The organism is Brevibacillus halotolerans, assembly GCF_026891775.1.
GTDB lineage: Bacteria > Bacillota > Bacilli > Brevibacillales > Brevibacillaceae > Brevibacillus_B > Brevibacillus_B halotolerans.
In genome coordinates, this window is the sequence record NZ_JAPTNK010000015.1 from 71,155 (window position 1) to 95,500 (window position 24,346).

Below are 24,346 nucleotides of genomic sequence, written 5' to 3' on the forward strand. Positions count from 1 at the left end.
CACACTAAGAAAAATCCATTTTTAGTAAATGGAGGATATCTTGTGAAATATAGAAATACACCTATTACGTTCCTTCAAGCCTGCTGCATTCTCTTTCTATCAACAGGACTTCTTAACCATGTTATTTTAATTCCCTTATTACTTCGTACAGTTGAAAGAGACGGTTGGATTAGTATTCTCATCGCTATGATACTTACAATTTGCTGGCTTCCTCTGTTGCTGTTCATTATTCGTCGGCAAAGGGGCACGAGTTTATTCTCTTGGATTACGCAACAGAGCAGTGCTTGGTTTGCTTGGATCATCATCGGGTTGTTCATTCTCTACTTACTCTCAGATATATATGTTACAACTCTGGATATGACCATGTGGACCAAGATTTCCTATTTACCGCAAACTCCTGTATTTTTGGTAGCTGCCAGCATAATCCTCTTATCCATCCTTTGTGCTTTATCTGGTATCCAACCCTTGGCGATTTGTGCTGGAATCATATTACCAATCGTTCTTTTATTAGGGTATTTCGTGATGGGCGCCAACTTTCAGTACAAGAATTATTCGCTTTTACTGCCGATTCTCGAAAATGGTTATCTTCCCGTTCTAAGAGGTGCAATGATCGTTGGAAATGGTATGGTAGAAATCATCTTTCTGTTGATGCTACAACACCACATTTCTACCTCAATCACCTTTAAAAAGGCAGTGTGGCTCTGTATCCTACTCGCTGGCCTGACACTTGGCCCCTATATGGGAGCAGTAGCTAGTTTCGGGCCAAAAGAAGCTGCGAATCAAATGTATCCATCTTTTGAGCAATGGCGTCTCGTAACCATTGGCAAGTATATTGAGCATGTTGATTTTCTCTCAATTTTCCAATGGTTATCTGGAGCATTTATACGTGTTTCACTAGCTTTATTCCTTATTTATGACATCCTCCCCATAAAAAAACGTGGCCATCAAATCCTAGTAACGGTTTTGTCTGGCAGCCTTATTGTAGTTATTATCTTATTGCATACAAAGGACCCTTTATTAATTGATTCCTTTAAAAGAATCTATTTTCCCCTAGCTTTATTTGTTTTATTAGCTATTTCTCTCTTACTTGCTTTCATTGGAAGCTGGTCAAAACAGAACGCGAGAGGTACGGATGAACATGCAAAAGGAAGCAAATCAACATAACCAAGCTACCAGCACAAACAGTATCGGCTTACGTCAGCTTCTCTGTGACTATTTTGCAAAATGTGCTGATGTAAAAGTAGAAACATTTCAGTTTGCTACCACAGATTCATCTGTACCTATTTCGTTTTTTTATTGTGATGGATTAATCGATGCTAGAATGTATCGGCAATTTGTGTTTTCCGATCTCCAAAAAAAGTTTAGCAGATATTCCTCATTAGAAGAGTTAGATCGAAGCTTACCCGTGCAGCCTATTGATTCTCCTATTGATCTAAAAGAGATTGAGCGAGAGCTGTTTATTGGGAAGCTCATCATTACTGTCGATTCATATGATCGAGCCTTTGTATTGGATATTTCTGATCCCCCAAATCGTTCGCCTGAAGAATCTAATACGGAGATTTCAGTCAAAGGCCCAAAGGATGGGTTTACAGAAAGCGTTTCAACAAACATAGCCCTGATTAGAAAAAGACTTCGCTCTGAATCAATGTGGCATGAACGCTTTACGATCGGTCAACGCAGTCAATCTCAGGTAGCTCTTTTGTATATAAAAGATATTATTGATCCCAAACTCGTAGAAGAAGTACGGCATCGGCTTACCAGCATCAGTGTAGATGCATTAGTCAGTAGCTCTCAGCTTGGGGAAGCGTTAGGGGACTCTTCTTATTCTTTATTTCCTTTATTGGATTATATTGGACGTCCTGATTATGTTGTACAGAGCTTATCGCGCGGGCGCTTTATCATTTTTATAGAAGGTTCTCCTATGGCATTGATTGGGCCTACCAATCTTCTTTTGACCCTAAAATCACCTGAGGATATCCACTTTCCCTTCTATTTCGTTACCTTTGAGCGTATCCTTAGGCTCCTTGGCTTGATCGTTTCCATTTTTACGCCTGGATTCTGGACTGCGTTGATTTCCTTTAATGTAGAACAATTACCGTTTCCTCTATTAGCTACAGTAACCACTGCACGGGTTGGACTGCCTCTTTCATCCTCCATGGAAATGTTCTTGATGCTGGGTTTGTTTGAAATTTTTCGTGAGGCTGGTATTCGTTTGCCAAAAGCGGTGGGCCAAACAGTAGCAGTAGTTGGGGGATTAATTGTTGGGGATGCCTCTATCCGTGCCGGGCTTGGTTCCCCCACTACCTTGGTCGTTGCTGCAGTGACGGCAGTAGCAACCTTTACCTTAGTCAATCAATCGTTGAGCGGAACAGTGAGTGTCCTGCGAATATTTGTACTCATTGTATCGTCCTTTTTAGGGATGTACGGTTTTTTTCTCTCTGTTTTATCAATTGTACTTTATCTGAGCACTCAGGAATCATTCGGCCTTCCTTATTTAGCACCAATCTCTCCGCCAACCTTTAAAGATATGCTCCAATCGTTAATCGCTCTTCCTTTAAAAGCGATGAAAAAACGGCCGAAAATCCTGCATACAACCGATCCCACTAGACAAGGCAGTGATGAAGCGTGAGGAAGATGTCTCGGACATGTATCTCCTATCTATCGACAATCCTTCTGTTGATTTTGTTAACCGGCTGTTGGGATAATAAAAATATTCAAGACCTCAACTACGTGACAGCACTCGGGATTGATTTTAAGGATGGAGAATTTATTATTTACACACAGTCGCTTGATTTCACCAATATTGCTAAGCAGGAAGGAGCTAGTAACAAAGTAGACAAGCCTATTTGGACTGCTCAAGCCAAAGGAAAAACGATTGATCGAGCCATAAATCATTTTTTCAAATCTAACCAATTACGTGTTGTTTGGGATTATGTTACTGGAATTGTTCTCAGTGAGAGGATGTTAGCGAAAGATCTTTTAGCAAATATTGATAGCTTGCTTCGTTATCCTGAGGTACGATACACTCCTTGGATTTTTGGCTCAGACAAGCCTATAGACAGCTTATTTACTACTCCATCATTATTTGGACTGTCACCACTCCTGACCATCTTACATAATCCGGAAGAATCCTTTAAACAAGATTCGATCATTGAACCAATAATGTTTCAACGGTTTGTTTACGAAATAAGGGAGCCTGGGCTTACGTTATTACTACCATCCCTACGTTCTAGCCAAAAGGAATGGACCAGAAATCAAAAAAAATCACCTCAATTCCAAATAGATGGCGTCTATGCCATTAAAGAGGGGACCAATGGCGGGTGGTTTCCATCTGCGAAGATTGCTGGTTTACGTTGGATGACACCCGATACTGTTCAAACCTTCGTTCATCTAGATCGTGAAGATAAACCATTGGCTAACCTGTCCTTTTCCAAGCCCAAGCATCAGGTAAAGTTTACATTTGATCAAAGTGGTCAACCCCGATTTTCCATTTCTGTAAAGGTGCGTGGGTCAATAGATGAATTATCCGAGAAGGCGGATATGGAGGAGCTTCGTAAAAGAGCAGAGCAAAAAATAAAACAAGAAATTAGAGATACCTATCAACACGGAATCAAAAAGGGAATTGATCTATATTCACTAAAAAATTATCTGTACAAACAAGATATACAAGCCTGGAAGCGTCTGTCCGCCAATAATGGAATTAACTTAACAAAGGCGTCACTAAAAACCATTCAAGTCCACGTTAAATTGAATCACTCTGGCATGTATCGCATAAAAAAATAGAGGAAGTCAGCAAAAGTGTCCGTACCATTTGCTACTTCCTCATTTTTAATGCAAGCATTCTCATTTTACTTCAAATTCCTCAGGTCGATCCAAACGATAGAGGTTCATATAGCGAGGCTCTTTATTCATTAATTCTGTATGTGTTCCTCGCATGACAATCCTTCCATCCTCCATAAAAATGATTTCATCCATATGCTCTGCCCCCACCAAATGATGGGTGATCCAAATGAGCGTTTTTTCGTTCAAGGTGTTAAAAATAGTCCGCAAAAGCTCCCGTTCCGTACGAGGATCTAGCCCAACAGTAGGTTCATCGAGCAAGACGATCGGTGTATTTTGTAGAAGAATGCGTGCAAGTGCAATTCGTTGACGTTCGCCGCCCGAAAAGCGTTGCCCTGTCTCATTCATTTGCGTTTGATACCCTTCTGGCAAGGATTCGATTAAACGATCCAATTGAACCTGTCTGCAAACCTGCCTCAATTCCTCATCAGACGCTTCGACCTTTCCAAGTCGAATATTATTTTCTACAGTAGTATCAAACAGATGGGGGCTTTGATTTAATACTGACATGATCGTCGGAATATGCTCTCCATAATGATCTGCCGGTATCCCCTGAATGCTGACACGCCCCTGAGTAGGAAGAAGCGCTCCCTGTATGAGCTTTAATAACGTTGATTTACCAGCACCGCTTCGTCCGATAATTGCTATTTTTTTACCCTGCGGCACAGTAAGCGATACCTGTTGAACGGCAACAGGTGCTTCTGGAGCATATTGATAAGTGACTTCCTCGATACGGATGTGTGCATCCTTCTGAGCTACTTGTATTTGTTGTTCATCAATCTTTGACTGGAACTCACTTGTACGGTTTTTTCCATCTGCCTTATCAATACTGTTCAGGCGGTCTAATGAGTTTTGATATTGGGGGATCTTCTCAATCGCTTCTGAGATTGGTAAAAAGATATCCATCACCGGAAACATTACCAGTACGAAAGCTGCGATCAATGTGACAGCAATTTCACCCATAGCATATTGATCACCTGTCCAAAATAACATGGCTACAATAATACAACCCACAATCGTTTGTCCTAGGAAATTACGCCACTTACTCCATTCGCTTAATGTAGCGTCAATGCGGGCTACTTTCGCCTCATCCTGCTCGTAGGAATGAACAAACTGCTCCTCCCTACCACTAATTACCCAGTCGCCCATCCCCATTATGGCATCAGTTAGTTTTTGATATAACCCATTGCGTTCTGATTTGCTTTCTGTTTGCAGTTGTTTGGTCAGCACGAGTGAAATAGGCGGAAACACAAATAGCAATAACAGGATTAAAAAAGCCATGAACAAGGCAAATCCCGTATCAAACCAGCCAATGACCGCAAGCACCACCACATACATAACCAATGCTACGATGCTAGGAAAAATAGTGCGCAAGTAAACATTTTGAAGATACTCGACATCATCAGCCAAAACACCCAGTAGATCACCTGTGCGAAAGCGTGAACGAACAAATAAAGCCTGCGGTTCCAGAATCTGATACAACCGTAAACGCATTTTTGATAAAATCCGCAAGATTGTATCATGTCCTACCAACCGTTCCACATAATGAACAACAGCACGACTGATCCCAAACGTACGAACCAATACTACAGGCACATAGACCAATAAAATATTTTCAGGTCGTAATGCTGATTTAGAAATGAGAAAGCCAGATGTAAACATCAAGGAACTAGCTGTTACAGCCGTACATACGCCTAAAAGGACAATAAGAGCAAACCTTCTCGCATAAGCTTTCATGTAGGGGAAAAGCCATTCTTCTCGCTTCATTAGATTTCCTCCCCTTGCATTGCAATCATTTGATAGTAGGTTCCTCGTTTGGCAAGCAGCTCTGCATGTGTACCTACTTCTTTTATCATCCCCTGCTCCAATACAATGATAAGGTCCATATCAAGCATCCAATGAAGCCTATGTGTCGCTAGCAGCACTAATTTATCTTCAAACAAAGAGAGCATCGTCTCTTTTAGTTCATATTCCGTTTCAATATCAAGATGAGCGGTCGGTTCGTCTAATAAAATTATAGGTCGATTGCTTAAAAATGCACGAGCAAGAGCGATGCGTTGCTCCTGTCCACCACTTAATGTACGTCCGCCATTCCCGATTCGTTCTTCACCTTTTCTAGGCAAACTATTGAATAAATCACCTAGACCAGCAGCTTGAATCGCCTTATCTATCTGATCATCACTAGCTGTAGGAGAGTAAAACCTGACATTATCATATAGCGAGCATGAAAAAATATATGGATGCTGAGGAATATAGGTTGTTTGGCTTTGCCATTTTGCTTGACATAGCGAAGATACCCGTTGTCCATTCAACTCCATTTGTCCAGATGTGGGAGCCAAAAATCCAGCAAGTACATCAATTAATGTGGACTTGCCTGCACCACTTTCTCCAATAATTCCGATCTTTTGTTTACCTGTTATGCTAAAAGAGATATCTTTTAGGGAAGGCTTAGCTTCCAAAAGGGCTTGTTCTTTCTGAATTGAGTTTGTTTGACTCTCATGCTTCATACCAATAGAAGTAAGTACCAGAGAGCTTTCATTTGTCCATTCGCTTATCGTTACGCTAGAATCTTCTTCCTTGCCTTGAGCTACCTGCTGTTTCAGAATCGCTTGAATCGCCTCTCCTGCTTCTTTCCCATTTAATGTCGCATGATAATCAGCGCCCACCATACGAATTGGCAAGAAATATTCGGGGGCCAAAATCAAAACGGTTAACCCTGTTAACAGAAAAATTTCCCCAGAAATAAGTCGTAGCCCTAGACTAACCGCAACACAAGCCACGGAAAGCATTGTGAAAAAATCCAGCGCAAATGATGATAGAAAAGCTACGCGTAAGGTGCCCATCGTCGCAGAACGATAGCGATCACTCACCCGCTCGATTGTTTTGCTATGCGAACGGCTTAATCCTAAATATTTAAGGGTTTCCAATCCACGCAATGCATCTACAAAATGGTTGGATAAAATGCGATATGATTTCCATTGGCGATCCATTTTTCCCTTAGCTGCAAGACCAATTAGAATCATAAACACAATTAAAATCGGCATCGTAACAAGCAAAATAATTCCAGAAATCATATCCTGCCAGGCTACATAAGCAAGAATGATCCAAGGTGTGATCGCCGTACTAACCATACGGGGAATAATCAATTCGAGATAGGTCCGAAATTGCGCAACTCCCTCGATCACGAGCGTTACCACATTCCCTGTACCCTGTGTTTTAGCAAAACGCGGTCCTAACCAAAATAGTTTTTCCATTAACCTTTTACGTACATCACTGCCTGTCTTCATCGCAAAGCGATAGGCGATTTTCTGTTGCAGCAGGTTGGTCAAATGACGAACGAGAAACGCCAACAAAAACAAACCCAAGCCCATATATAGTTCCTGTAGTTTTTGACCAGCAAAAAGGGCGGAAATAACTTCCGCCAACCATTTTGCCTGGTATAGAATGGACAAGCTTTGGATTAGAACAAGCACAGCTACTGCTAGTAGAACCGGCACAATTCCTTTATAACCGAGTAAGTTTTTACCCATTAATATTCCAAGTGCTCCTTCTCATGTACACGTTTATGAAATACAAAGTAACTCCAAATTTGATAGCCCAATACAAATGGTAGCAAGGATAAAGCTACAATCGTCATGATTTTAAGAGAGTATGGACTAGATGATGCATTTTGAATAGTTAGGTTGAACATACTGTCAATAGAGCTAATCATTACACGCGGGAACAATCCAATAAATACGGAACTAATGGAAAGAGCAATTACTGTACCAGTCATACCGAATGCCCAGCCATCGCGTTCTTTCGAAATAAAGTAACCAGCTAGCACATAAGCAATGGCACCTAATACGGCTATCACGCTTAGTATTCCACCCCGAACGGCAAAAATATCCGTCATGAAGTAGGTCATACTTCCAAAGATAACCAACAGAAGTGCTAGTGGAACCAACAGCATTTTTGCCTGCTTGCGAGCACGTAAGCGCAGATCACCTGTTGTCCGTAGTGTTGCAAACAAAAGACCGTGTACCTGGCAAAGAACAACAACGGTTACTCCGCCCATCACGCTATACAGATTAACCATGTCAAACAATCCAGCGTTCATTTCCATGTTTGCATCAATTGGTAAGCCCTTTAATAGACAAGCAAATACTACACCCAGTAGGAATGGCGGTAAAAAGCTACCGATAAAAATCGCAACATCCCAAACTTTTCTCCATACAGGATTATCTACTTTGCCACGGTATTCAAAAGCAACACCGCGACCGATTAACGCTAATAGAAGAAATACTAACGGTAAATAAAAGCCACTAAACAGAGTTGCATACCAGTTAGGGAATGCAGCAAACATCGCTCCCCCTGCGGTCAAGAGCCATACTTCATTCGCATCCCAGAACGGGCCAATTGAATTGATTAAAACACGGCGCTCTATGTCTGATTTGGCTAGGAAAGTAGTAGACATTCCAATTCCAAAATCAAAGCCCTCTAAAAAGAAGAAGCCAATAAATAAAACGGCGATTAAAACAAACCAGAGTTCATTAAGAGAAAGCATGAGTTTCCTCCTTATTAAACGGGTCATTTGTGCTTGCTTCTGCCTTCACTAGAGCATAAGGACCCTTCTTGATAACACGAGTAAACAAATAAAGGAGCACGATGAACAGCACCAAATAAATCGTACTAAAAGCAATCAGGGAGAATAACACTTCGCCAGCAGATACGCTAGGTGAAATACTATCTTCAGTTTTCATCAACCCAAAAACAGTCCATGGCTGACGACCAAATTCAGTCATAACCCACCCTGCTGTATTTGCGATAAATGGTAAAGAAATACTATATACCATTGCATGCATAAACCATTTATTTGGCTGCTCTAGCTTTTTGCGCCATGATAGATAGAATCCAATCATTGCAAGGAGAATCATTAAACTACCACCTGCTACCATGATGCGGAAGCTCCAGAATGTCGTGCGAACAGGTGGAATATAATCGCCAGGACCATATTTTTGTTCGTATTCAGCTTGTAACTCATTCATTCCAGGAAGGTCACCTGAGAATTTACTATAGGATAGATAGCTTAACAGGTATGGAATTGAAACCTCTATTCCATTTTTCTTGTTTTCTGGATCAATCGTAGCAAATACTGTCCAAGGAGCTGGGTCCGGACTTCTTTCCCACAAGGCTTCACTTGCAGCCATTTTCATAGGCTGTGTTCCCACCAGATATTGAGCTTGCTGGTGACCAAATACAGCTACAAGGAGAGAAGATAGAAGTGCAACCACAATCGATAACTGAAAAGATGATTTAAAGAATGATACCTCTTGTTTACGCAATAATTTATAAGCACTAACACCAGCTACTAGGAAAGCTCCTGTCGCAAACGCGGAAAAAATCGTATGCGGGAACTCTACCATTAACTGACCATTCGTAACGAGCGCAAAAAAGTCATTCATCTCCGCTCGACCATTGTTGATCTCAAAGCCTACAGGTCGTTGCATAAAAGAGTTGGCTAACAGTATCCAGAAAGCAGACATTGTCGTACCGAAAGCCACCAGCCAAATACAGAGACAGTGAACCTTTTTCGACAAACGCTCCCAACCAAAAATCCATAAACCGATAAATGTAGATTCCAAAAAGAAAGCTAATAATGCCTCAATTGCAAGGGGCGCACCGAAAACGTCACCGACAAATCTTGAATAATTAGACCAGTTCATACCAAATTGGAACTCCTGTAGAATCCCTGTTACGACACCCACACCAAAGTTAATCAGGAACAGCTTGCCCCAGAACTTTGCCATGTGCTTATATTTTTCTTCCCCTTTGACCACATACATCGTTTCCATTATTGCGATTAGAAAAGATAATCCAATCGTCAATGGGACGAAGATGAAGTGGAAAATCGTTGTGGAAGCAAACTGAGTACGTGAAAGCATTACCAGATCCAAATCCATTGATTTCCTCATCCCTCTCTCTTGATAGTTTTTTAACTAAAAGGTATTTTATCTATCCTTGCGTTATTTTCTCAGATTGTTCCATACCCCATGTGTGATATTTATCACATTTAGTTCACTAGTTTCAATCTAATTTGAAAAGATTCATCTATCCGACAAAAAGTAACATTTTAACAAAAGAGTATTCAGAAAATTACCTATATAACAGCGATATTAAATCTACCAACTTATACGGGTAAGTTTTTTGAAAAAATGTTATTTTTTTGATCAACAAAAAAGATGACCACTGTTTTATGTAGTCATCTTTTTTTATTTTCGTTTTACAATTAATTATTCTCTTTTTAAAGCTTTACCCGTTGCAATCGCAGAGCATTTAACACAACCGATACGGAGCTTAATGCCATCGCTGCACCTGCCAACCATGGAGCTAATAACCCAGCAGCCGCAATGGGAATCCCTAAACAATTGTAGGCCAGCGCCCAAAATAAGTTTTGTTTGATGTTCCTCATCGTTTTCTTGCTCATCGTAAAGGCATCCGCAATGCTATTTAGATCGCCCCGCATCAACGTAATATCTGCTGCTTCCATCGCTATATCTGTACCCGTTCCCATGGCGATACCTATATCTGCTGTGGCTAATGCTGGAGCATCGTTAATTCCATCTCCAACCATCGCTACTTTTTTACCTGCTTGTTGTAACTTAGTTACTTCGGCTGCTTTTCCCTCTGGCAACACTTCTGCGATCACATGCTCGACGCCAACCTGTGCCGCGATCGCTTTTGCTGTTCGTTCATTATCGCCTGTGACCATATAGACGCTTAAGCCCATTTCTTTTAAGCGAGCAATTGCTTCTCGGGAGGTTTGTTTGACGGTATCCGCTACTGCGATCACTCCGGCATATCGCTGATCAATAGCAGCCAGCATCGCTGTTTTACCTTCCTGCTCCCATTTTTCCATAATAGGCAATGCTAGATCGATCTGTACCGCAAATTTCCCCATGAGCTTGCGTGTTCCAACTAATACTTCTTTCCCCCCAATAATGGCTCGCACACCGTACCCTGGAATGGCTTCGAATTCGCTAGGGCTTTGCAAACCAATCCCCTGCTCAATGACGCCCGCCACAATGGCCTCTGCTAAAGGATGCTCGGAATTTTTCTCAGCACTAGCGATATACTGAAGAAATTGTTGTTTTTCCCAGTGATCTGCCGTCAGCACATCTGTCAATTCAGGCTTACCCTTTGTAATCGTCCCTGTTTTATCAAGTAGGACTGTATCAATTCGATGTGTCGCTTCCAAATGTTCTCCACCCTTAAATAGAACACCCGCTTCTGCTGCCCGACCAGAGCCTGCCATGATTGAGGTTGGGGTTGCTAAACCAAGTGCACACGGGCAAGCAATGACTAGAACAGCTATTAGAATTTCTAGTGCGCTAGTAAAATCGCCTGGTGTAATGAAGAAGTACCAAATCAGAAAAGCCAAAACGGCAAGCGATACTACAATCGGAACAAAAATACCTGAAATCTTGTCGGCTACACGTTGAATCGGCGCTTTAGATCCCTGTGCTTCTTCCACTACTTTAATGATTTGGGCCAATGCTGTTTCCTTGCCGACCTTTGTAGCCTTTACTTGTAAAACACCGTTTTTATTAATCGTAGCTCCTATCACTTGATCGCCTGATTCTTTTTCCACAGGGATGCTTTCTCCCGTTAGCATTGATTCATCCACCGAGGATTTTCCCTCAACAATCTCTCCATCTACCGGTATTTTTTCTCCTGGCTTCACGAGAAACAGATCATTAACCTGCACTTCCTCCACAGCAATGACCAGTTCTTCGCCATTGCGTATAACCGTAGCCGTCTTTGCCTGAAGTCCCATTAAGGTTTTGATGGCTTCTGATGTGCGTCCCTTTGCTAATGCTTCAAAAAGTTTTCCTAATAAAATTAAGGTAATGAGTACAGCACTAGTTTCATAATAAAGATGGATATCATGATGCATGGCCTGCATACTTCTAATCGTTTCATAAAGACTGTAAAAATAAGCTGCTGATGTTCCTAACGCTACTAATACATCCATGTTTGCTGAGCCATTGCGAAGTGCCTTATACGCTCCTTGGTAAAATTGCCACCCAATCATGAACTGTACGGGAGTGGCCAATAGTAATTGAATCCATGGGTTCATCAAAATCTCAGGCGCCCAAATAAATGAGGTAAACGAAAAATGCTTCACCATCGTCCATAGTAAAGGAAGAGATAGGATTGCAGAGAAGATCAGTTTACGCTTTTGCTTAGCGATCTCTCTTTTTCGATGATCAGTCTCGTCTGCTTGCTCCTCCTGCTTCAGACTTGCCCCATATCCTAGATTCTCTACCTTTTTTATGAAATCAACCGTAGTTGTCTCGGAAGGCTGATACACCACCGTTGCTCGTTCCATCGCTAGATTCACACTTGCATCCAAGACCCCTGGAAGCTTTTTAAGGCCCTTTTCGATTCGAGTCGCACATGCAGCACATGTCATTCCAGTAACAAGGAGCTCTGCTTTCTCCTTAACCGTACCATATCCAAGGGACTCTATTCGTTGCTCCAGATCAACCACACTTACCTTTTTAGGGTCAAACGTAACCGTGGCTCGTTCTAAGCTAAGATTAACTGTGGCATCCTGAACCCCTGCTGTCTTCTGCAATCCCTTTTCGATCCGTCGGGCACACGCGGCGCAAGTCATTCCAGTAATTTGCATTGTGGTTTTTTGTTGCTTATTTGCTGCGACGTTCTCCGCCATGCTACTACCTCCCTTACCTATACAATACCCTATATAGGTATATTATATCGTTTTAAAAAAGCCCCCTTCTGTGAAGTCAAGGACCCTTCTACTAAATAGATTTGCTTTTCGTGAATCTTATTATCATACAACAAAAAGTCATTGTACTGCGACAGCTCTTTTTCAGTTGCCTTCGTTGCCTTCGTTGCCTTCGCTGTCTTCGACTACCTTATATCCCAATTTCTCCACATGTTCTTGTAAAAGGATGGCTTCTAGGCTATTAGTGTCATGCTCAATTTCCACCTGCTTTTGAACAAGATCTACCTGAACTTTTTTAGCGCCTAATGCCTTGCATGCTAGCTCAATCTTTGCTGCACAGCTCTTGCAAGACATTCCTTCTACATGCAAAACTGTTTTGGTCATCATGATATCTCTCCTTATCAGCATTGTTAAATTTATAATACTATACCCCCCTACCCTATGTAAATAGTAAAAAAGAAAGACCTACATAATTGTAGGCCCTTCTTTGTTCTTTATTTCATCGTATTCGGTGGAATCATCAGCTTGTAGCTGACAACTATCATGACCAAAGCCAGTAAAAGAAAATACATTGGCATAGGCAACAGCATCCCATTATGAAGATAGCTCATCCCTGTCGTAATAAAACTAACGAGAAAGTAGTAGCTTAGTCCAAATATAGCACCTGCTGTACCTTGTGTATCATGATAATGTACCAATGCTAAGCTTAAACAATTCGGTATAGCCATCCCAATCCCCATCAAAAGTATAAAAACACAACTAACTAGTAATACCAATGACAGGATGGATGAATCTAAACCAATAAGCACCAGAGCGGTTAGGCTCCCGGCACCCAATGCCGTTACAAGCGATCCTACATAAATAATCAGCTCGGCTGAAAGCTTCTGTAGCAATTTCTTTGAAAGCAACGCACCAATTATGGACGCTAAAGCTACAAAAACACCAAAAAATCCAAACACACCTGGTGTCATATGAAAAAACTCCATGTAAATAAAAGGAGCCTCTGCATAGTAACTGAACAAAATTCCATTCGTTATTCCAATCAGCAATCCAAACAACCAGACTCTTTGATCACGAGCCATGCGTTTGGCTACCAAACTTACACTACTTTTGGAAGTTACAGATAATCTTGTCTCAGGTAATGCCCTCCATGTGTAAGCAAAAACAAGTACCCCCATCACAACAAGGGTAAAGAAAACAGCCCGAAATCCCAAAGCCTGATCAATGAATCCTCCCAGTAAGGGTCCAATTGCGGGAGTAAAAGCAAGCGCAGCAGATATCTGGGCAAACACAGCATGACGTCTACCTCCGTCTATGCTCTCACGGAGAATGGCTTGCGTCACCACAGAGCCAGTACTTGCTCCAAAGGCCTGAACAAATCTACTGACTAATAGCCACTCAACTGCATTAGACAAATAGCAGCCAAGACTGCCAGCTCCATAAATAAATATACCCCATAGCATTGCTGGCCGCCTTCCAATTACATCAGATAGCCTTCCCCAAAAGAAGACTCCTAGGGCAAAGCCAAAGAAATAAAGGCTTAATGTCAATTGAATGATATTGCTACTAACTCCAAGCGCCTGTGAAATATCAGGTAAAGAAGGTGTATATATCGTTTCACTAATTTGTGGAAAGCCGACAAGAATAATAAATAGTAACAGTGACGGTGTTGAGATTTTTTTGGTCATACCGATTCCCCCTATCATGTGCAAATCTCAAAACTCTGCACATAACGATTACGGAATAGGGGGTTTACACTTACTTAATCTAGCAAATGAAAGCATTTCTATCACCATACTTTTAATAGGGGGAGTCAAACCTTTACCAAAGATAATAGCATAGGCGATATCGATTCTCAACTTTGGTCACGCTATTTTATCTGTTTTTGCAATGCTACTTTATCTACGCCAGTGATAGAATTTTTTTGACTTCTCATCTGATCTTCCGGGAAGTAGATACGGCTTGCCGCTTCCTGGGAGGCCCATTGCTGATGATGTTTTCAGCTTTGTCTTACCAATATGTACTTTCGTTCCTAATGGGACTAAGCTATACAATTCTTCCACATCGCGATTAAACAGCCGAATGCAGCCTTTAGACACTGCTTTACCGATAGAAGAAGGATCATTCGTCCCGTGGATAGCATAATCGGGGTTACTCAATGCTAAAGCACGCGTTCCATATACTTTAGTTGCTGATCTAGGCTTATTTACCTTGAGTGCAATGCTAAAATCTCCAACAGGTGTCTGATTGTGAGCTCCTAGCGCCACTGGGTAGGAACGCAATAGATAGGAGCCACTCACCACATGCATCCGAAATTCAGGAATCGAGATGTTAACTTCAATCGGCTGAAGCCCTTTCGCTAATAAATGTAGCCCCTTTGCCCCTACTACCTGCTCCATACTTTCCCAAGGCCTTTGCGGTTGAAAGGCGGATGGGTTGTAAATCCAGCCTTCCTGAGCGCCCACTGGAGGTGCAGGAATTTGGGACAAATAATTATTCGGAGATGCTTGCACCAATTGATTAAGCTGCTTTGGAAGCGTATGTGTTCGAAGATAGTACTGATAAAGTGCTGTCCGTAAAGATAATAATCCTAGTAAAGAATGCTGCTGTTCATCGATCCTTTTTTTGATGGATGCCACAAGCTGTTGACTATTACATGCACACTGTTCATCTGTTATCGGAAACCACTCCCCGGCGGCATTCGTAATCCCAAGAACCTGTTCTGGGCTATAAAAAGGTAATGCCTGGTACACTGGGAGTTGCTTGTTAGGCGGTACGACGATGACTAAAGGAGATTCCTGCCCTGTCTGCTGTACGTCTTGAAACAACGGAGCTAACGAGCTTGAAAGTTGTGTTTTTATCAAATCCTCATTCGCCCCTTTAGGCAGGTTTGGTCCTGCAACAACAACTAACGGACGTTTTTGCAAAAGTGATGCAATGGAACCTGTATGCAGTGTCTTTTGTTCACTAGTAGACAAGAGTTTATCGGAGTTAAGTGAATTCGTTGTAAATAGATCCGAATTCACCAGTTTTCCTTTCATCATCTCCGAACCTCCTAAGAAAAGGGTCGTAACATACATGAACAGAATAACTAGAAAGATTACAATCCTTCGTTCGTTTACCATGTGTGCCTCCTTCCGCTTTCCGGAGCCAGCAATCTAAAATTCTCTTCTTTTATGTAACGACAAATATTGGCTTTTCTATGAGTAAAAAGCCCAACGCTCCTTTCCACAAGGAAATACGTTAGGCTTTTTTCTGTACAAATCACTGCTTTTCCATAAATTTAACTTCAAGTAAATCCAGTAGGAATATGAAGATCGGAATCCCCAGTATCAGTCCCCATACCCCGATAAAGTGTTCTGAGATAATCAATACAGCAAATGTAACAAAGATCGGTAACTTGGTTTTGGACGACATTAGCTTTGGATTTAGCAGATAGGCTTCGATAGCATGCAATACAGCAATCATGATAAGTACATAGATAATCTTGATAAAGCCCCCGATACTAAAAGCGATAGCACACAGAGGAATCAATGAAATAATGACACCTGCCACCGGAATCAAGCCAAGTACGAAAATCATGATTCCTAATGCAAATAGATGCGGAAAATCCATAATCCATAAAGCAATTATTGACATAATGCAGTTAACCAAGGAGATCATAAATTGTACTTCAATTACTTTTCCAAAGGACTGCGTAAACTTATTCCCAAAGGAACGAAAATCCTCATAGAAATAAGATAGCTTGCTTGTTCTTACTTTCGAGGTTAAAAAGAAGATCTTTTCTTTTTCCAGCAGGAAGAAAAGACTTAAAATCATGGCAATCACAAAATTGATACCTAGCTTACTTGCATTGGTAACAACACCAACTAAAAATTCCATCCCATTATTCACATAGCTTGCTAGGTTAATCTTTTGCAACGACTCTACCATGAATTCTAGTATAAAATTATCCACTGGAATAATCGGTTTCTCATAAAAAGCAATCACTTGCTGTACAAGCGGCGATAATTCAGTAATCACACTCGGTAAAAATCGTAGTAACCCAATGACAATCAGTGAAATAAACACTGCATACTGGAGAATCAATGTGACTTTCTTCAGTACCTTTCGCTCGATGCTCAGCCGACGAACAAGAAATTGATGCAATTCATTCATCAAAAAGGTAATGATAAAAAAGAGCAAGATCATGTTCATCATACTTCGAAACATGTAGACAAGTGCAACTAAGATAAGTAATACAATAATTTTTTTCATGATTGTACTTTTAAATACTTCTTTTAGAGAGGTCATATAAGGGTTTCGTGCTCCTTTATGTTGGTATATCTTAATACGTTTAATAACGTAATCTGGTTTCAAATGAAGGTACGTATATTAGTAAAGTAACATGTTAGTGAATCCAAGTCCATTTTTTTCCTCTCTATCCCATTACATGCTGATAAGAATATAATTATTCATCCTCATCACGAAATAACTCTGCAAGCATTGCCTCTTTATTTTCTAAAAACCGTTTCATAATCTGATAGTGCAATGTTTGCTCATAGCTAGTCGTCGCAATAGGAGATTGGTCAAAGTTATAAATTTGTGCTCCTGGAAATGCTAATAGTATCGGTGAATGCGTAGCAATAATAAACTGTGCTGATCTCTCTAGATCTTTCATTAAACGTAATAAGGAAAGCTGTCGTGCAGGCGACAAGGCCGCTTCCGGCTCGTCTAGTAAATAAATTGCTTTATGACCAAACCGATTGCGAAAAAGAGAGAGAAACGATTCACCGTGTGACTGAGCATGTAAGGAACGTCCTCCGTAGCTACCCATGCCGTTTATACTGTCTATATGACTAGCAAACTGATAGAAGGTCTCTGCCCGCAAAAAAAACCCATTCGTAATCTTAGGTAGCCACGATAGCTGAATATACTCCCCTAAAGAGGCATCGGAAGCATCCACTTCATAGTAATTATGTCTGCCCCCACCCGCTGTATGGAAATCGCATTGATAAGCAATGGCTTCTAGCAAAGTAGATTTTCCCGATCCATTCTCACCTACAAAAAAGGTGATATTTTTATCAAACGATAAACTCTCTAGGTTTTGCAGTGCAGGAATCGAAAAGGGATACTCCTTACGATTAGGGTATTTTTCTGTTAGCAGCCGCACTTGGCGAAGATACACGTTCTACACCTTCCTATTTGTTCATCTAAGTATCCTTGCTTATTAAAAGCCTGAATTCGTTTATGTAAAACCCGATTTGAATAAAAGCTTGTCTTTATTATACAACATCGTGTAAGACCTCTACGTTGCCTTTTTGTAAACTTATACTTTTTTGGCTTCCCTTCTTGCTTAGCATCGTACTTAAATTGTATGTAAAAAAAGAGAAACGCATAGAAGTCTTACACGATGAAGATTATCCTCTAAGCCTAATCGTGTAGTATTATTGTCTCCTTTTTCCTATCGTTGCATAAATGCGATATCTCCTGAGGTTGTTTGAATGTGAACGGTACGTTTGATCTCTTTGCCATTCGTGGCCTCTACGTTATGATTCGAGATGCTGTTGAAGCGGAATCCTTCTAGATTGGTCTGAATCTCTCCAGAGGATGTCTTTGCTACAAGCCGGGTATCTATAGGCTGTTTCGTCGTAACGATATTAATATTTCCACTAGATGCTTCCAAGGTTAGATTGTGCGCCACTTCAGCCGTCTTTAGATCAATGTTTCCCGAGGTACTATTTGCTTTTATCTCTCCAGTTGCTTCTTGTACGTCTATGTCACCTGAGGTAGATTCAAATGTTGAATACGTAGCTATAAGCCTGGAGATTTCCACATTTCCTGAAGTAACCTGAATATCACTCTGTTCACTTTCAAGCTGTTTCATCTCTATGTCCCCGGATGTACTGGATGCTACAAATTCTTTGGCAAACACATCGCCCGCCGTGATATTACCTGAAGTGCTGCTAAGCTTCATTTTTTCCCACGTTTTTTGGGGAAGCGAGATAGTTAAACCTTCGTCATCCATGCTAAAATCAAGGCTAAACCAAGTCGGAGGGCGTGTTGTTGCAATCAGAAGCTTATCATTCTCCTTTGTTACTTGAAGCTCTGTATTTCTGGTACCAAACCATCCAGATTTCTCGTTCAACCGAATCTTTATGTAATCATCATTACTTGGAACAATATGAATATCCTTACTAGCACTATCCACTATAAGTTGTTTGAATTGTGTATGCTCGATCGTCTTTTCGTTAATGATACTTGCTGCTTTTTGTCCATAAATTCCCCCCTGTAAAACCCAGCCTACACATCCCATGACACCTATTATAATAAACAGTACGCCAACGATAGCTGATTTTCTCACCTGAACCCTCTCCTATTTACCTTCTAGACAACTACATTAGCCAGATGTCGTTAAGAAGCTACATGTTTTGAACTTACAATCGTACTATCTAGTAACGTTATTCACTCCTCATCCCCCTCAATGATGTTATGGACACTAGTAGCAAACATTTTCCACTCTGAAACCAATGGCTGCATGTACAGCTCAACAACTTCTCTAAGTTCGTATCAGCTTGATTACTTTTGTAGCTATCCCCTTCTCTCTATGTCTTCCCTCATTATAAATGAAAAAAACCGAATAACGGACAGATTACTGTCTATTATTCGGAGAAATAAGCGTTATGACTTAAATTATTCCTTTTCCTTCTGCAAAATTGCCTTACTTACCTGTTCCATCAGAGCTTGTTTGCCAAGAGCGAAAAATGCCTCATTGTAATTTTGCCTACTGGTCATTCGATATACTCTTCCATTTTTCACTGCCTGTAGCCCTTTCCAGAGACTGCTTTCTTCTAACACATTTTTATCATTATCAGCTAACAAAATAATATGATCTGGCTTCATCTTAAATAAGCCTTCTACACTCGTAACCTTTTCACCCCATTTATCAGGTTCAGGCGTTCCTGGTGCCTTTTTCTTTAGCTTATTGCTTATTCTTACTTTCAATTAGATCAACAATGATATCCAACTGCTTCTCCAAATTCAATCCATCTGTCATCCAAAACTTCTTGGAATCAAGCATGTATACATGATTATGCTTTACTGCCTCTAGATTTTTCCAGATTGGACTGTTCATGATTTCCTTTGCACGCTCTGCTCCACCGTCTGGTTCATATACGCTGATAAACATGTGATCAGCAGCATAATCAGGCAAAAGCTCTAAGGAAATATCCTTCCCTTGACGAGTTGGGAAAATCTCTTGTTTCACTTTCTCTACCGGCTTTAACTCAAACATTTCCATCAGATTGTAGCCGGCATCACGTGTTTTTGGCCACACCCAGAAATTTTTGGCCCAGATTGAGTAGCTACCTACAGTTTCATTTGATCCAATCATGGCTTTTACTTTTTCTTTAGCCGCTTTAGCTTTTTCGTTATAACGAGTAATAAATGCTTCTGCTTCCGCTTCTTTTCCTAACAGCCTTCCAAAAGTCCGAACCTCCTCAATTGGGTCAGTACCTTCAAGTGTTCCCGAAGGTAAAGAAACCGTCGGGGCAATTTTTTTCAACTGCTCCGTCATTTCTGAAGGCAAATAGGTTGGTACAATGATTAAATCTGGCTTTAGCTGCATCACTTTCTCAATGGAAACATCCCCTACATTTTCCACGCCCTCCAGCTCTTTAGACAGCAATACTGAATTCTCTAGGGCAATTGATCCAGCTCCTACCGGTTTTACACCCAGCGCTGCCAAATCACCTAAAAAAGTAATGCTGACAATACGCTCTGGATGAGTAGGAATTTCGATTTCTCCCGTGGCATCTTTAAAGACCTTTGTCTTTTTTTCAGCAGAAGAATTACCCGCGTTATTTGGCTGCGACACTGTGTTTGGTGTCGTATTGCAAGCACTAACTATCAAAGCTAGAAGCAGCAGCATAATCGGCATGAAGCCTCGTTGTTTGAAATGTAGCATGTTCATCCTCCAATATGTAAGTTAGATCGTTACACAGAAACTCATGATTTTGATAACGATTATCAACCATTTCTTCAGTCCACATTTTAACTTTCTATCAAAAAGAAGTCTATATTAAATTTTGCCATATGGTAGAAATCGGGAACCCAGCTCCTTTTTAATGAGAGAACACATTTGAGCAAAAAAATGGCGAATTTTTCTCATTTTCTGTGTAACTTATTCCCTTCCCCAACGTCTCTATTTACGATTACCAAAAATATGCTTTGGGGTTATCAACGACTTCCCTTTGTTTTGCCCTGTTTTATGGCTTAAAGAGGGAGTAGGTTGCTGTCTACAGGCAAAATTTTATGGATATTCAGGAGGAAAACAATGAGGAAACAAATGAAAAAAAGCGCATTCTTACTGCTAGCCACAACTCTGGCAATCACACCCCTACTCTCTGTGCCACAAGGTGCTTATGCTGTATCTGATTTAAGTATCAACGCCAAGAGCACCAAAGCAGGTGAGAAAACTACCTATACGATAAAGTTTGAAGCAAACAAGAAAACAAACGAGATTGAGGTAGATTTTGATTCTGATTTTGACCTGGACAAAGTTAAAACTAGTTCTGTGGAAGTAAATGGTAAGGAACCAAAGGATGTTACTGTTAAAAAGGGTAAAATTACGATTGAACTAAGCAAAAATATCGGTAAAGGCGATGATGTCAAAATCGTCATTGAAGATGTTATCAACCCTGATAAAGCCGACGATTACAAAATCTCCGTCGATGATGGCGATAGTGATGATGATGAAAAAATCGAGATCACAAAATCAAAAGGCTCTTCTAGCAAAAGCGGCAGTGAAAAAAATGCTTTCTCTGTGTCTTTAGGCAGTAGCTACTCAGATGAAAAAACCTCTATTGAGCTATCTAAATTTACGTTAGAAGACAAATTGGACGATTCAAAATATATTGAGGTTACTTTCCCTGAATCTAGCATGGTTCCAAGCAGACTCAGCACAGACGATGTAGAAATTAACGGTCACACTCCGAAAGAAGTCAGCGTCTCTGGTAGAACGGTAAAAATTAAACCGAGCTCCAAGGATAATGATGAGAAAAAACTTGAAATTTCATTCAAAAAAGGGGCTGGCTTTAAAACTCCATCCTCCAGCTCTTCCTATAAAATTGAAGTTGAGTATAAAAACACGACTTATACATCAAAAGAATTTGATGTGAAGAAGGGCTCTTCTTCTGTTAACAGCGACTATAGTGTTTCCCTATCAGATAGCTCTGTGGGTGCACGTACAACTGTATCCATGGAAGTAAGATTAAAAGAAGACCTACGATACGGCAACGATATTTATATCGAATTCCCGTCCCAAGATATGCTACCTGGTTACATGTCTGCTACATCAGCAACAATTAATGGTGCACAGGTTAGCTCGGCAAATATATCTGGACGCACGATTTCTCTGAGAACACCGAGTAATTTCTCTAGCACTGATAAAATTCGTATCGACTTTAAAATGGAAGCCTTTATTAAGAACCCATCAACGTCAGGTAGCTATGATTTGGCTGTAAAGCATAATGATGTTACCTACCGTTCAAAATCTTTTACTGTTTCAGGTACTTCCGTAACACCTACGAATCCGACATATCCAACTAACCCTACTAATCCAACGAATCCTACTCCAACCCCCGTGCCAGTGAATAACAGCACTGCTACGGTAAAATTGAGTAAGCCGAATCCAAATGCAATTTCAGGTATGACAGTTGGGATTAAAGCGCTAGGAGTTGGGCTGAATACGAATGATTTCATTGAAGTAGCGATGCCAACTTCTTTCCGTGTCCCTACTACGATCGCAACCAATGCTGTGACAGTAAATGGTGCGTATCCTAGCTATGTAGGCACTCGTGGTCAGAATCTGGTTATCTATCCATCACTTGCTATTCCTGCAGGTCAAGCAGTAAGTGTAACCATCAATGAAAATGCTAAACTTCAAACACCGGCAGCATCCAATGTTTATAATATTGGGGTTTATACATCTGAGGAAAGAAACCCACTGTTCACTCGTCAAGTAATGGTAGGTGCCCAAAACGGGATTAGCTTCAAAGTTGGTACAGCTTCCTATAAATCCCAAGGGAAAACCTTCCCATTAGCTGCAGCACCACAAACTGTGAATGGTAACACAATGGTACCGGCTACTTTTATTCGTGATGGACTAAAAGTAAGCACATCCTACACAAAAACAGGCGCTACTGTTAAAAGTGGCAACACAACCATGGTATTTAAAGTTGGATCAAAGGTCGTTTCTATTAATGGCAAGAATTACAACATGACAGATGCTGTTCAATTGAAAAATAATATCCCAATGCTGCCAATACGTACGATTACAGACAATTTACGTTTTAACATGTCTTGGGATGAAGCATCCTCTAGCGTAGTTATTTTTAAATAAGAATAAGGCACTTGCGAAGCTCCCCTTTGCAAGTGTCTTTTTTGATAAAATTCATAGTGGTACCTGTGGTATGCCTTTATCCTCGTGGGATGACAAGGCGTTGATAGAAGAATTGTTTTTTAGAAGCTTGTTACCTCACGCCTACATCATTCGTAATATAATATGAGCCTAAATGATCGTTGTTGATTTTTTCAAGGCTCATACTTATTTGAAACCAGAGGACTTTTACATGAACATAATTTACAAACATCTGAAAAAACTAGACTGGCTCATCATGCTAATCCTTGTTATTTTTCTCACTACTAGCCTTCTCTTTATTTATAGTAGTCAGCAAACGGGTCAATACGGACAGACAAACTTCGTCGGAAAACAAACCATATACTATGTAATTGGATTTGCTCTGATGCTCTATATTTCTATTTTAGATATGGAACAGATTAAGAAATTATCTTGGGTTTTTTATGTTTTTTGTCTGCTTTGTATTATCGTTCTTAAATTTTCTCCAGAAAAAATTGCACCTATACTTAATGGGGCAAAGCGATGGTTTTCCTTGCCAGGAATAGGCTCCATTCAACCATCCGAGTTCTTAAAGGTTGCCATTATCCTTTTAGCTAGTTATCTGGTAATGGAGCATCAAAAAAAGCATATTATGAAAACCATTGGAAGCGATCTATTATTAATTGCCAAATTACTAGGTATAACCCTGCTTCCGTCTATTTTAGTGTATACCCAGCCAGATACTGGAATGGTTATTCTCTATTTGATTTCCATAATAGCAATTATGTTCCTTTCCCAGCTACAAACCAAATTAATCTTAACACTCTCATTAATTCCCGCCTTTCTGGTATCCTTTTTGCTGTATTTATATTTTGAACTCCCTGATGTATTCAGAACCTATGTCCTTTCGCTCTTTAGTGGCCACAGACAACAGAGGATTTTAGGATGGCTTGACCCCTCTACCTTTAAAGATGAAGGCTATCAATCCATGCAGAGCCTGTTAGCAATTGGTTCTGGAGGACTGGAAGGAAAAGGAATTGGACAAGGAAACGTTTATATTCCTGAAAAGCATTCTGATTTTATTTTTGCAACGATTGGAGAAGAAGGTGGATATATCATTGCGGTACTGATTGTTTCACTCTTCTTTATTCTTATGTATCGTGTGATAAAAATTGGGAATGAATCAAATGATATATTTTGTGCCTGCGTATGCTCTGGAATTGTAGCTGTCCTCACCTTTCAAACCTTTCAAAACATTGGAATGACCATTGGATTAATGCCAGTAAAGGGAATAGCCTTGCCATTCTTATCTTATGGTGGCAGTTCGCTCCTTTCTAACATGATATTGATTGGAATTGTGTTATCTATGCGCAAGCAGTATAGGAGATAGAGTA

18 protein-coding genes are annotated in these 24,346 nt (G+C 40.5%); 5 read left to right on the plus strand and 13 right to left on the minus strand.

Annotated features, from left to right (window positions below; translation table 11 throughout):
- Positions 1–42 precede the first annotated feature (42 nt).
- From O0550_RS17760 to O0550_RS17770, 3 genes are read left to right on the plus strand one after another with little or no spacing between them, the layout of a single operon-like run.
- Positions 43–1,164 carry a GerAB/ArcD/ProY family transporter gene (locus O0550_RS17760; RefSeq protein WP_101667925.1) on the plus strand — a complete coding sequence of 374 codons (1,122 nt, stop codon included), beginning with the start codon at positions 43–45 and terminating at the stop codon, positions 1,162–1,164.
- Positions 1,139–2,629, plus strand: a complete 1,491-nt coding sequence (locus O0550_RS17765; RefSeq protein ID WP_258426987.1) for a spore germination protein — start codon at positions 1,139–1,141, stop codon at positions 2,627–2,629. Before O0550_RS17760 ends, O0550_RS17765 begins: the two co-directional genes overlap by 26 nt.
- A 5-nt stretch (positions 2,630–2,634) precedes the next feature.
- Positions 2,635–3,783, plus strand: a complete 1,149-nt coding sequence (locus tag O0550_RS17770) for a Ger(x)C family spore germination protein (RefSeq protein ID WP_258426961.1) — start codon at positions 2,635–2,637, stop codon at positions 3,781–3,783.
- Between the two features lie 60 nt (positions 3,784–3,843).
- Here O0550_RS17770 and cydC read toward each other — a convergent pair whose 3' ends face one another.
- The 13 genes from cydC to O0550_RS17835 all read right to left on the minus strand — a co-directional run bounded on the left by cydC (position 3,844) and on the right by O0550_RS17835 (position 20,519).
- Positions 3,844–5,607 (minus strand): thiol reductant ABC exporter subunit CydC, encoded by a 1,764-nt coding sequence (gene cydC / locus O0550_RS17775; RefSeq protein WP_258426962.1) that lies wholly within the window; start codon positions 5,605–5,607, stop codon positions 3,844–3,846.
- On the minus strand, positions 5,607–7,370 hold the full coding sequence (cydD, locus tag O0550_RS17780) for a thiol reductant ABC exporter subunit CydD (RefSeq protein ID WP_181749452.1): 1,764 nt from the start codon (positions 7,368–7,370) through the stop codon (positions 5,607–5,609). Before cydD ends, cydC begins: the two co-directional genes overlap by 1 nt.
- Positions 7,370–8,386, minus strand: a complete 1,017-nt coding sequence (gene cydB, locus O0550_RS17785; protein ID WP_258426963.1) for a cytochrome d ubiquinol oxidase subunit II — start codon at positions 8,384–8,386, stop codon at positions 7,370–7,372. Before cydB ends, cydD begins: the two co-directional genes overlap by 1 nt.
- The gene (locus tag O0550_RS17790) at positions 8,373–9,782 is read right to left on the minus strand and encodes a cytochrome ubiquinol oxidase subunit I (RefSeq protein ID WP_276209067.1); all 1,410 of its coding nucleotides are present in this window, start codon (positions 9,780–9,782) and stop codon (positions 8,373–8,375) included. The genes cydB and O0550_RS17790 overlap by 14 nt, the downstream gene beginning before the upstream one ends.
- A 341-nt stretch (positions 9,783–10,123) precedes the next feature.
- The gene (locus O0550_RS17795; protein ID WP_258426964.1) at positions 10,124–12,556 is read right to left on the minus strand and encodes a heavy metal translocating P-type ATPase; all 2,433 of its coding nucleotides are present in this window, start codon (positions 12,554–12,556) and stop codon (positions 10,124–10,126) included.
- Positions 12,557–12,718: 162 nt separating this feature from the next.
- Positions 12,719–12,961 (minus strand): heavy-metal-associated domain-containing protein, encoded by a 243-nt coding sequence (locus tag O0550_RS17800; protein WP_258426965.1) that lies wholly within the window; start codon positions 12,959–12,961, stop codon positions 12,719–12,721.
- A 107-nt stretch (positions 12,962–13,068) separates the two neighbouring features.
- The gene (locus O0550_RS17805) at positions 13,069–14,262 is read right to left on the minus strand and encodes a multidrug effflux MFS transporter (RefSeq protein WP_258426966.1); all 1,194 of its coding nucleotides are present in this window, start codon (positions 14,260–14,262) and stop codon (positions 13,069–13,071) included.
- Between the two features lie 210 nt (positions 14,263–14,472).
- A complete protein-coding gene (locus O0550_RS17810; protein ID WP_258426967.1) occupies positions 14,473–15,618 on the minus strand; it encodes a L,D-transpeptidase in 1,146 nt (381 codons plus the stop codon).
- Between the two features lie 220 nt (positions 15,619–15,838).
- The gene (locus tag O0550_RS17815; protein WP_003343987.1) at positions 15,839–16,867 is read right to left on the minus strand and encodes an AI-2E family transporter; all 1,029 of its coding nucleotides are present in this window, start codon (positions 16,865–16,867) and stop codon (positions 15,839–15,841) included.
- A gap of 157 nt (positions 16,868–17,024) precedes the next feature.
- On the minus strand, positions 17,025–17,741 hold the full coding sequence (locus O0550_RS17820) for an AAA family ATPase (RefSeq protein ID WP_258426968.1): 717 nt from the start codon (positions 17,739–17,741) through the stop codon (positions 17,025–17,027).
- Positions 17,742–18,017: 276 nt separating this feature from the next.
- Positions 18,018–18,917 carry a DUF4097 family beta strand repeat-containing protein gene (locus O0550_RS17825; RefSeq protein WP_258426969.1) on the minus strand — a complete coding sequence of 300 codons (900 nt, stop codon included), beginning with the start codon at positions 18,915–18,917 and terminating at the stop codon, positions 18,018–18,020.
- A gap of 329 nt (positions 18,918–19,246) precedes the next feature.
- Positions 19,247–19,558: an ABC transporter substrate-binding protein gene (locus O0550_RS17830; RefSeq protein WP_003343993.1), complete on the minus strand. Its 312-nt coding sequence runs from the start codon at positions 19,556–19,558 to the stop codon at positions 19,247–19,249.
- Complete coding sequence (locus O0550_RS17835; RefSeq protein ID WP_003343995.1) at positions 19,536–20,519, minus strand: ABC transporter substrate-binding protein; 984 nt, start codon at positions 20,517–20,519, stop codon at positions 19,536–19,538. The genes O0550_RS17830 and O0550_RS17835 overlap by 23 nt, the downstream gene beginning before the upstream one ends.
- A 369-nt stretch (positions 20,520–20,888) precedes the next feature.
- Between O0550_RS17835 and O0550_RS17840 the strand changes: the two genes are divergently transcribed.
- Together O0550_RS17840 and O0550_RS17845 are read left to right on the plus strand one after the other, a co-directional pair.
- Entirely contained in the window at positions 20,889–22,955 is a 2,067-nt protein-coding gene (locus O0550_RS17840) for a stalk domain-containing protein (protein WP_022585055.1), read from the plus strand.
- Positions 22,956–23,184: 229 nt separating this feature from the next.
- Positions 23,185–24,342, plus strand: coding sequence for an FtsW/RodA/SpoVE family cell cycle protein (locus O0550_RS17845; protein ID WP_035318937.1), 1,158 nt, complete (start codon positions 23,185–23,187; stop codon positions 24,340–24,342).
- Positions 24,343–24,346 lie beyond the last annotated feature (4 nt).

Excerpts from the sequence above, each read along its gene's own strand:
- O0550_RS17835 (WP_003343995.1), bottom strand. The coding sequence starts at position 20,519 with ATGCTACATTTCAAACAACGAGGCTTCATGCCGATTATGCTGCTGCTT.
- cydB (WP_258426963.1), bottom strand. The coding sequence starts at position 8,386 with ATGCTTTCTCTTAATGAACTCTGGTTTGTTTTAATCGCCGTTTTATTT.
- O0550_RS17805 (WP_258426966.1), bottom strand. The coding sequence starts at position 14,262 with ATGACCAAAAAAATCTCAACACCGTCACTGTTACTATTTATTATTCTT.
- O0550_RS17790 (WP_276209067.1), bottom strand. The coding sequence starts at position 9,782 with ATGGATTTGGATCTGGTAATGCTTTCACGTACTCAGTTTGCTTCCACA.
- O0550_RS17815 (WP_003343987.1), bottom strand. The coding sequence starts at position 16,867 with ATGACCTCTCTAAAAGAAGTATTTAAAAGTACAATCATGAAAAAAATT.
- O0550_RS17765 (WP_258426987.1), top strand. The coding sequence starts at position 1,139 with ATGCAAAAGGAAGCAAATCAACATAACCAAGCTACCAGCACAAACAGT.
- O0550_RS17800 (WP_258426965.1), bottom strand. The coding sequence starts at position 12,961 with ATGATGACCAAAACAGTTTTGCATGTAGAAGGAATGTCTTGCAAGAGC.
- O0550_RS17845 (WP_035318937.1), top strand. The coding sequence starts at position 23,185 with ATGAACATAATTTACAAACATCTGAAAAAACTAGACTGGCTCATCATG.
- O0550_RS17795 (WP_258426964.1), bottom strand. The coding sequence starts at position 12,556 with ATGGCGGAGAACGTCGCAGCAAATAAGCAACAAAAAACCACAATGCAA.
- O0550_RS17770 (WP_258426961.1), top strand. The coding sequence starts at position 2,635 with ATGTCTCGGACATGTATCTCCTATCTATCGACAATCCTTCTGTTGATT.
- cydC (WP_258426962.1), bottom strand. The coding sequence starts at position 5,607 with ATGAAGCGAGAAGAATGGCTTTTCCCCTACATGAAAGCTTATGCGAGA.
- O0550_RS17810 (WP_258426967.1), bottom strand. The coding sequence starts at position 15,618 with ATGATGAAAGGAAAACTGGTGAATTCGGATCTATTTACAACGAATTCA.
- cydD (WP_181749452.1), bottom strand. The coding sequence starts at position 7,370 with ATGGGTAAAAACTTACTCGGTTATAAAGGAATTGTGCCGGTTCTACTA.
- O0550_RS17840 (WP_022585055.1), top strand. The coding sequence starts at position 20,889 with ATGAGGAAACAAATGAAAAAAAGCGCATTCTTACTGCTAGCCACAACT.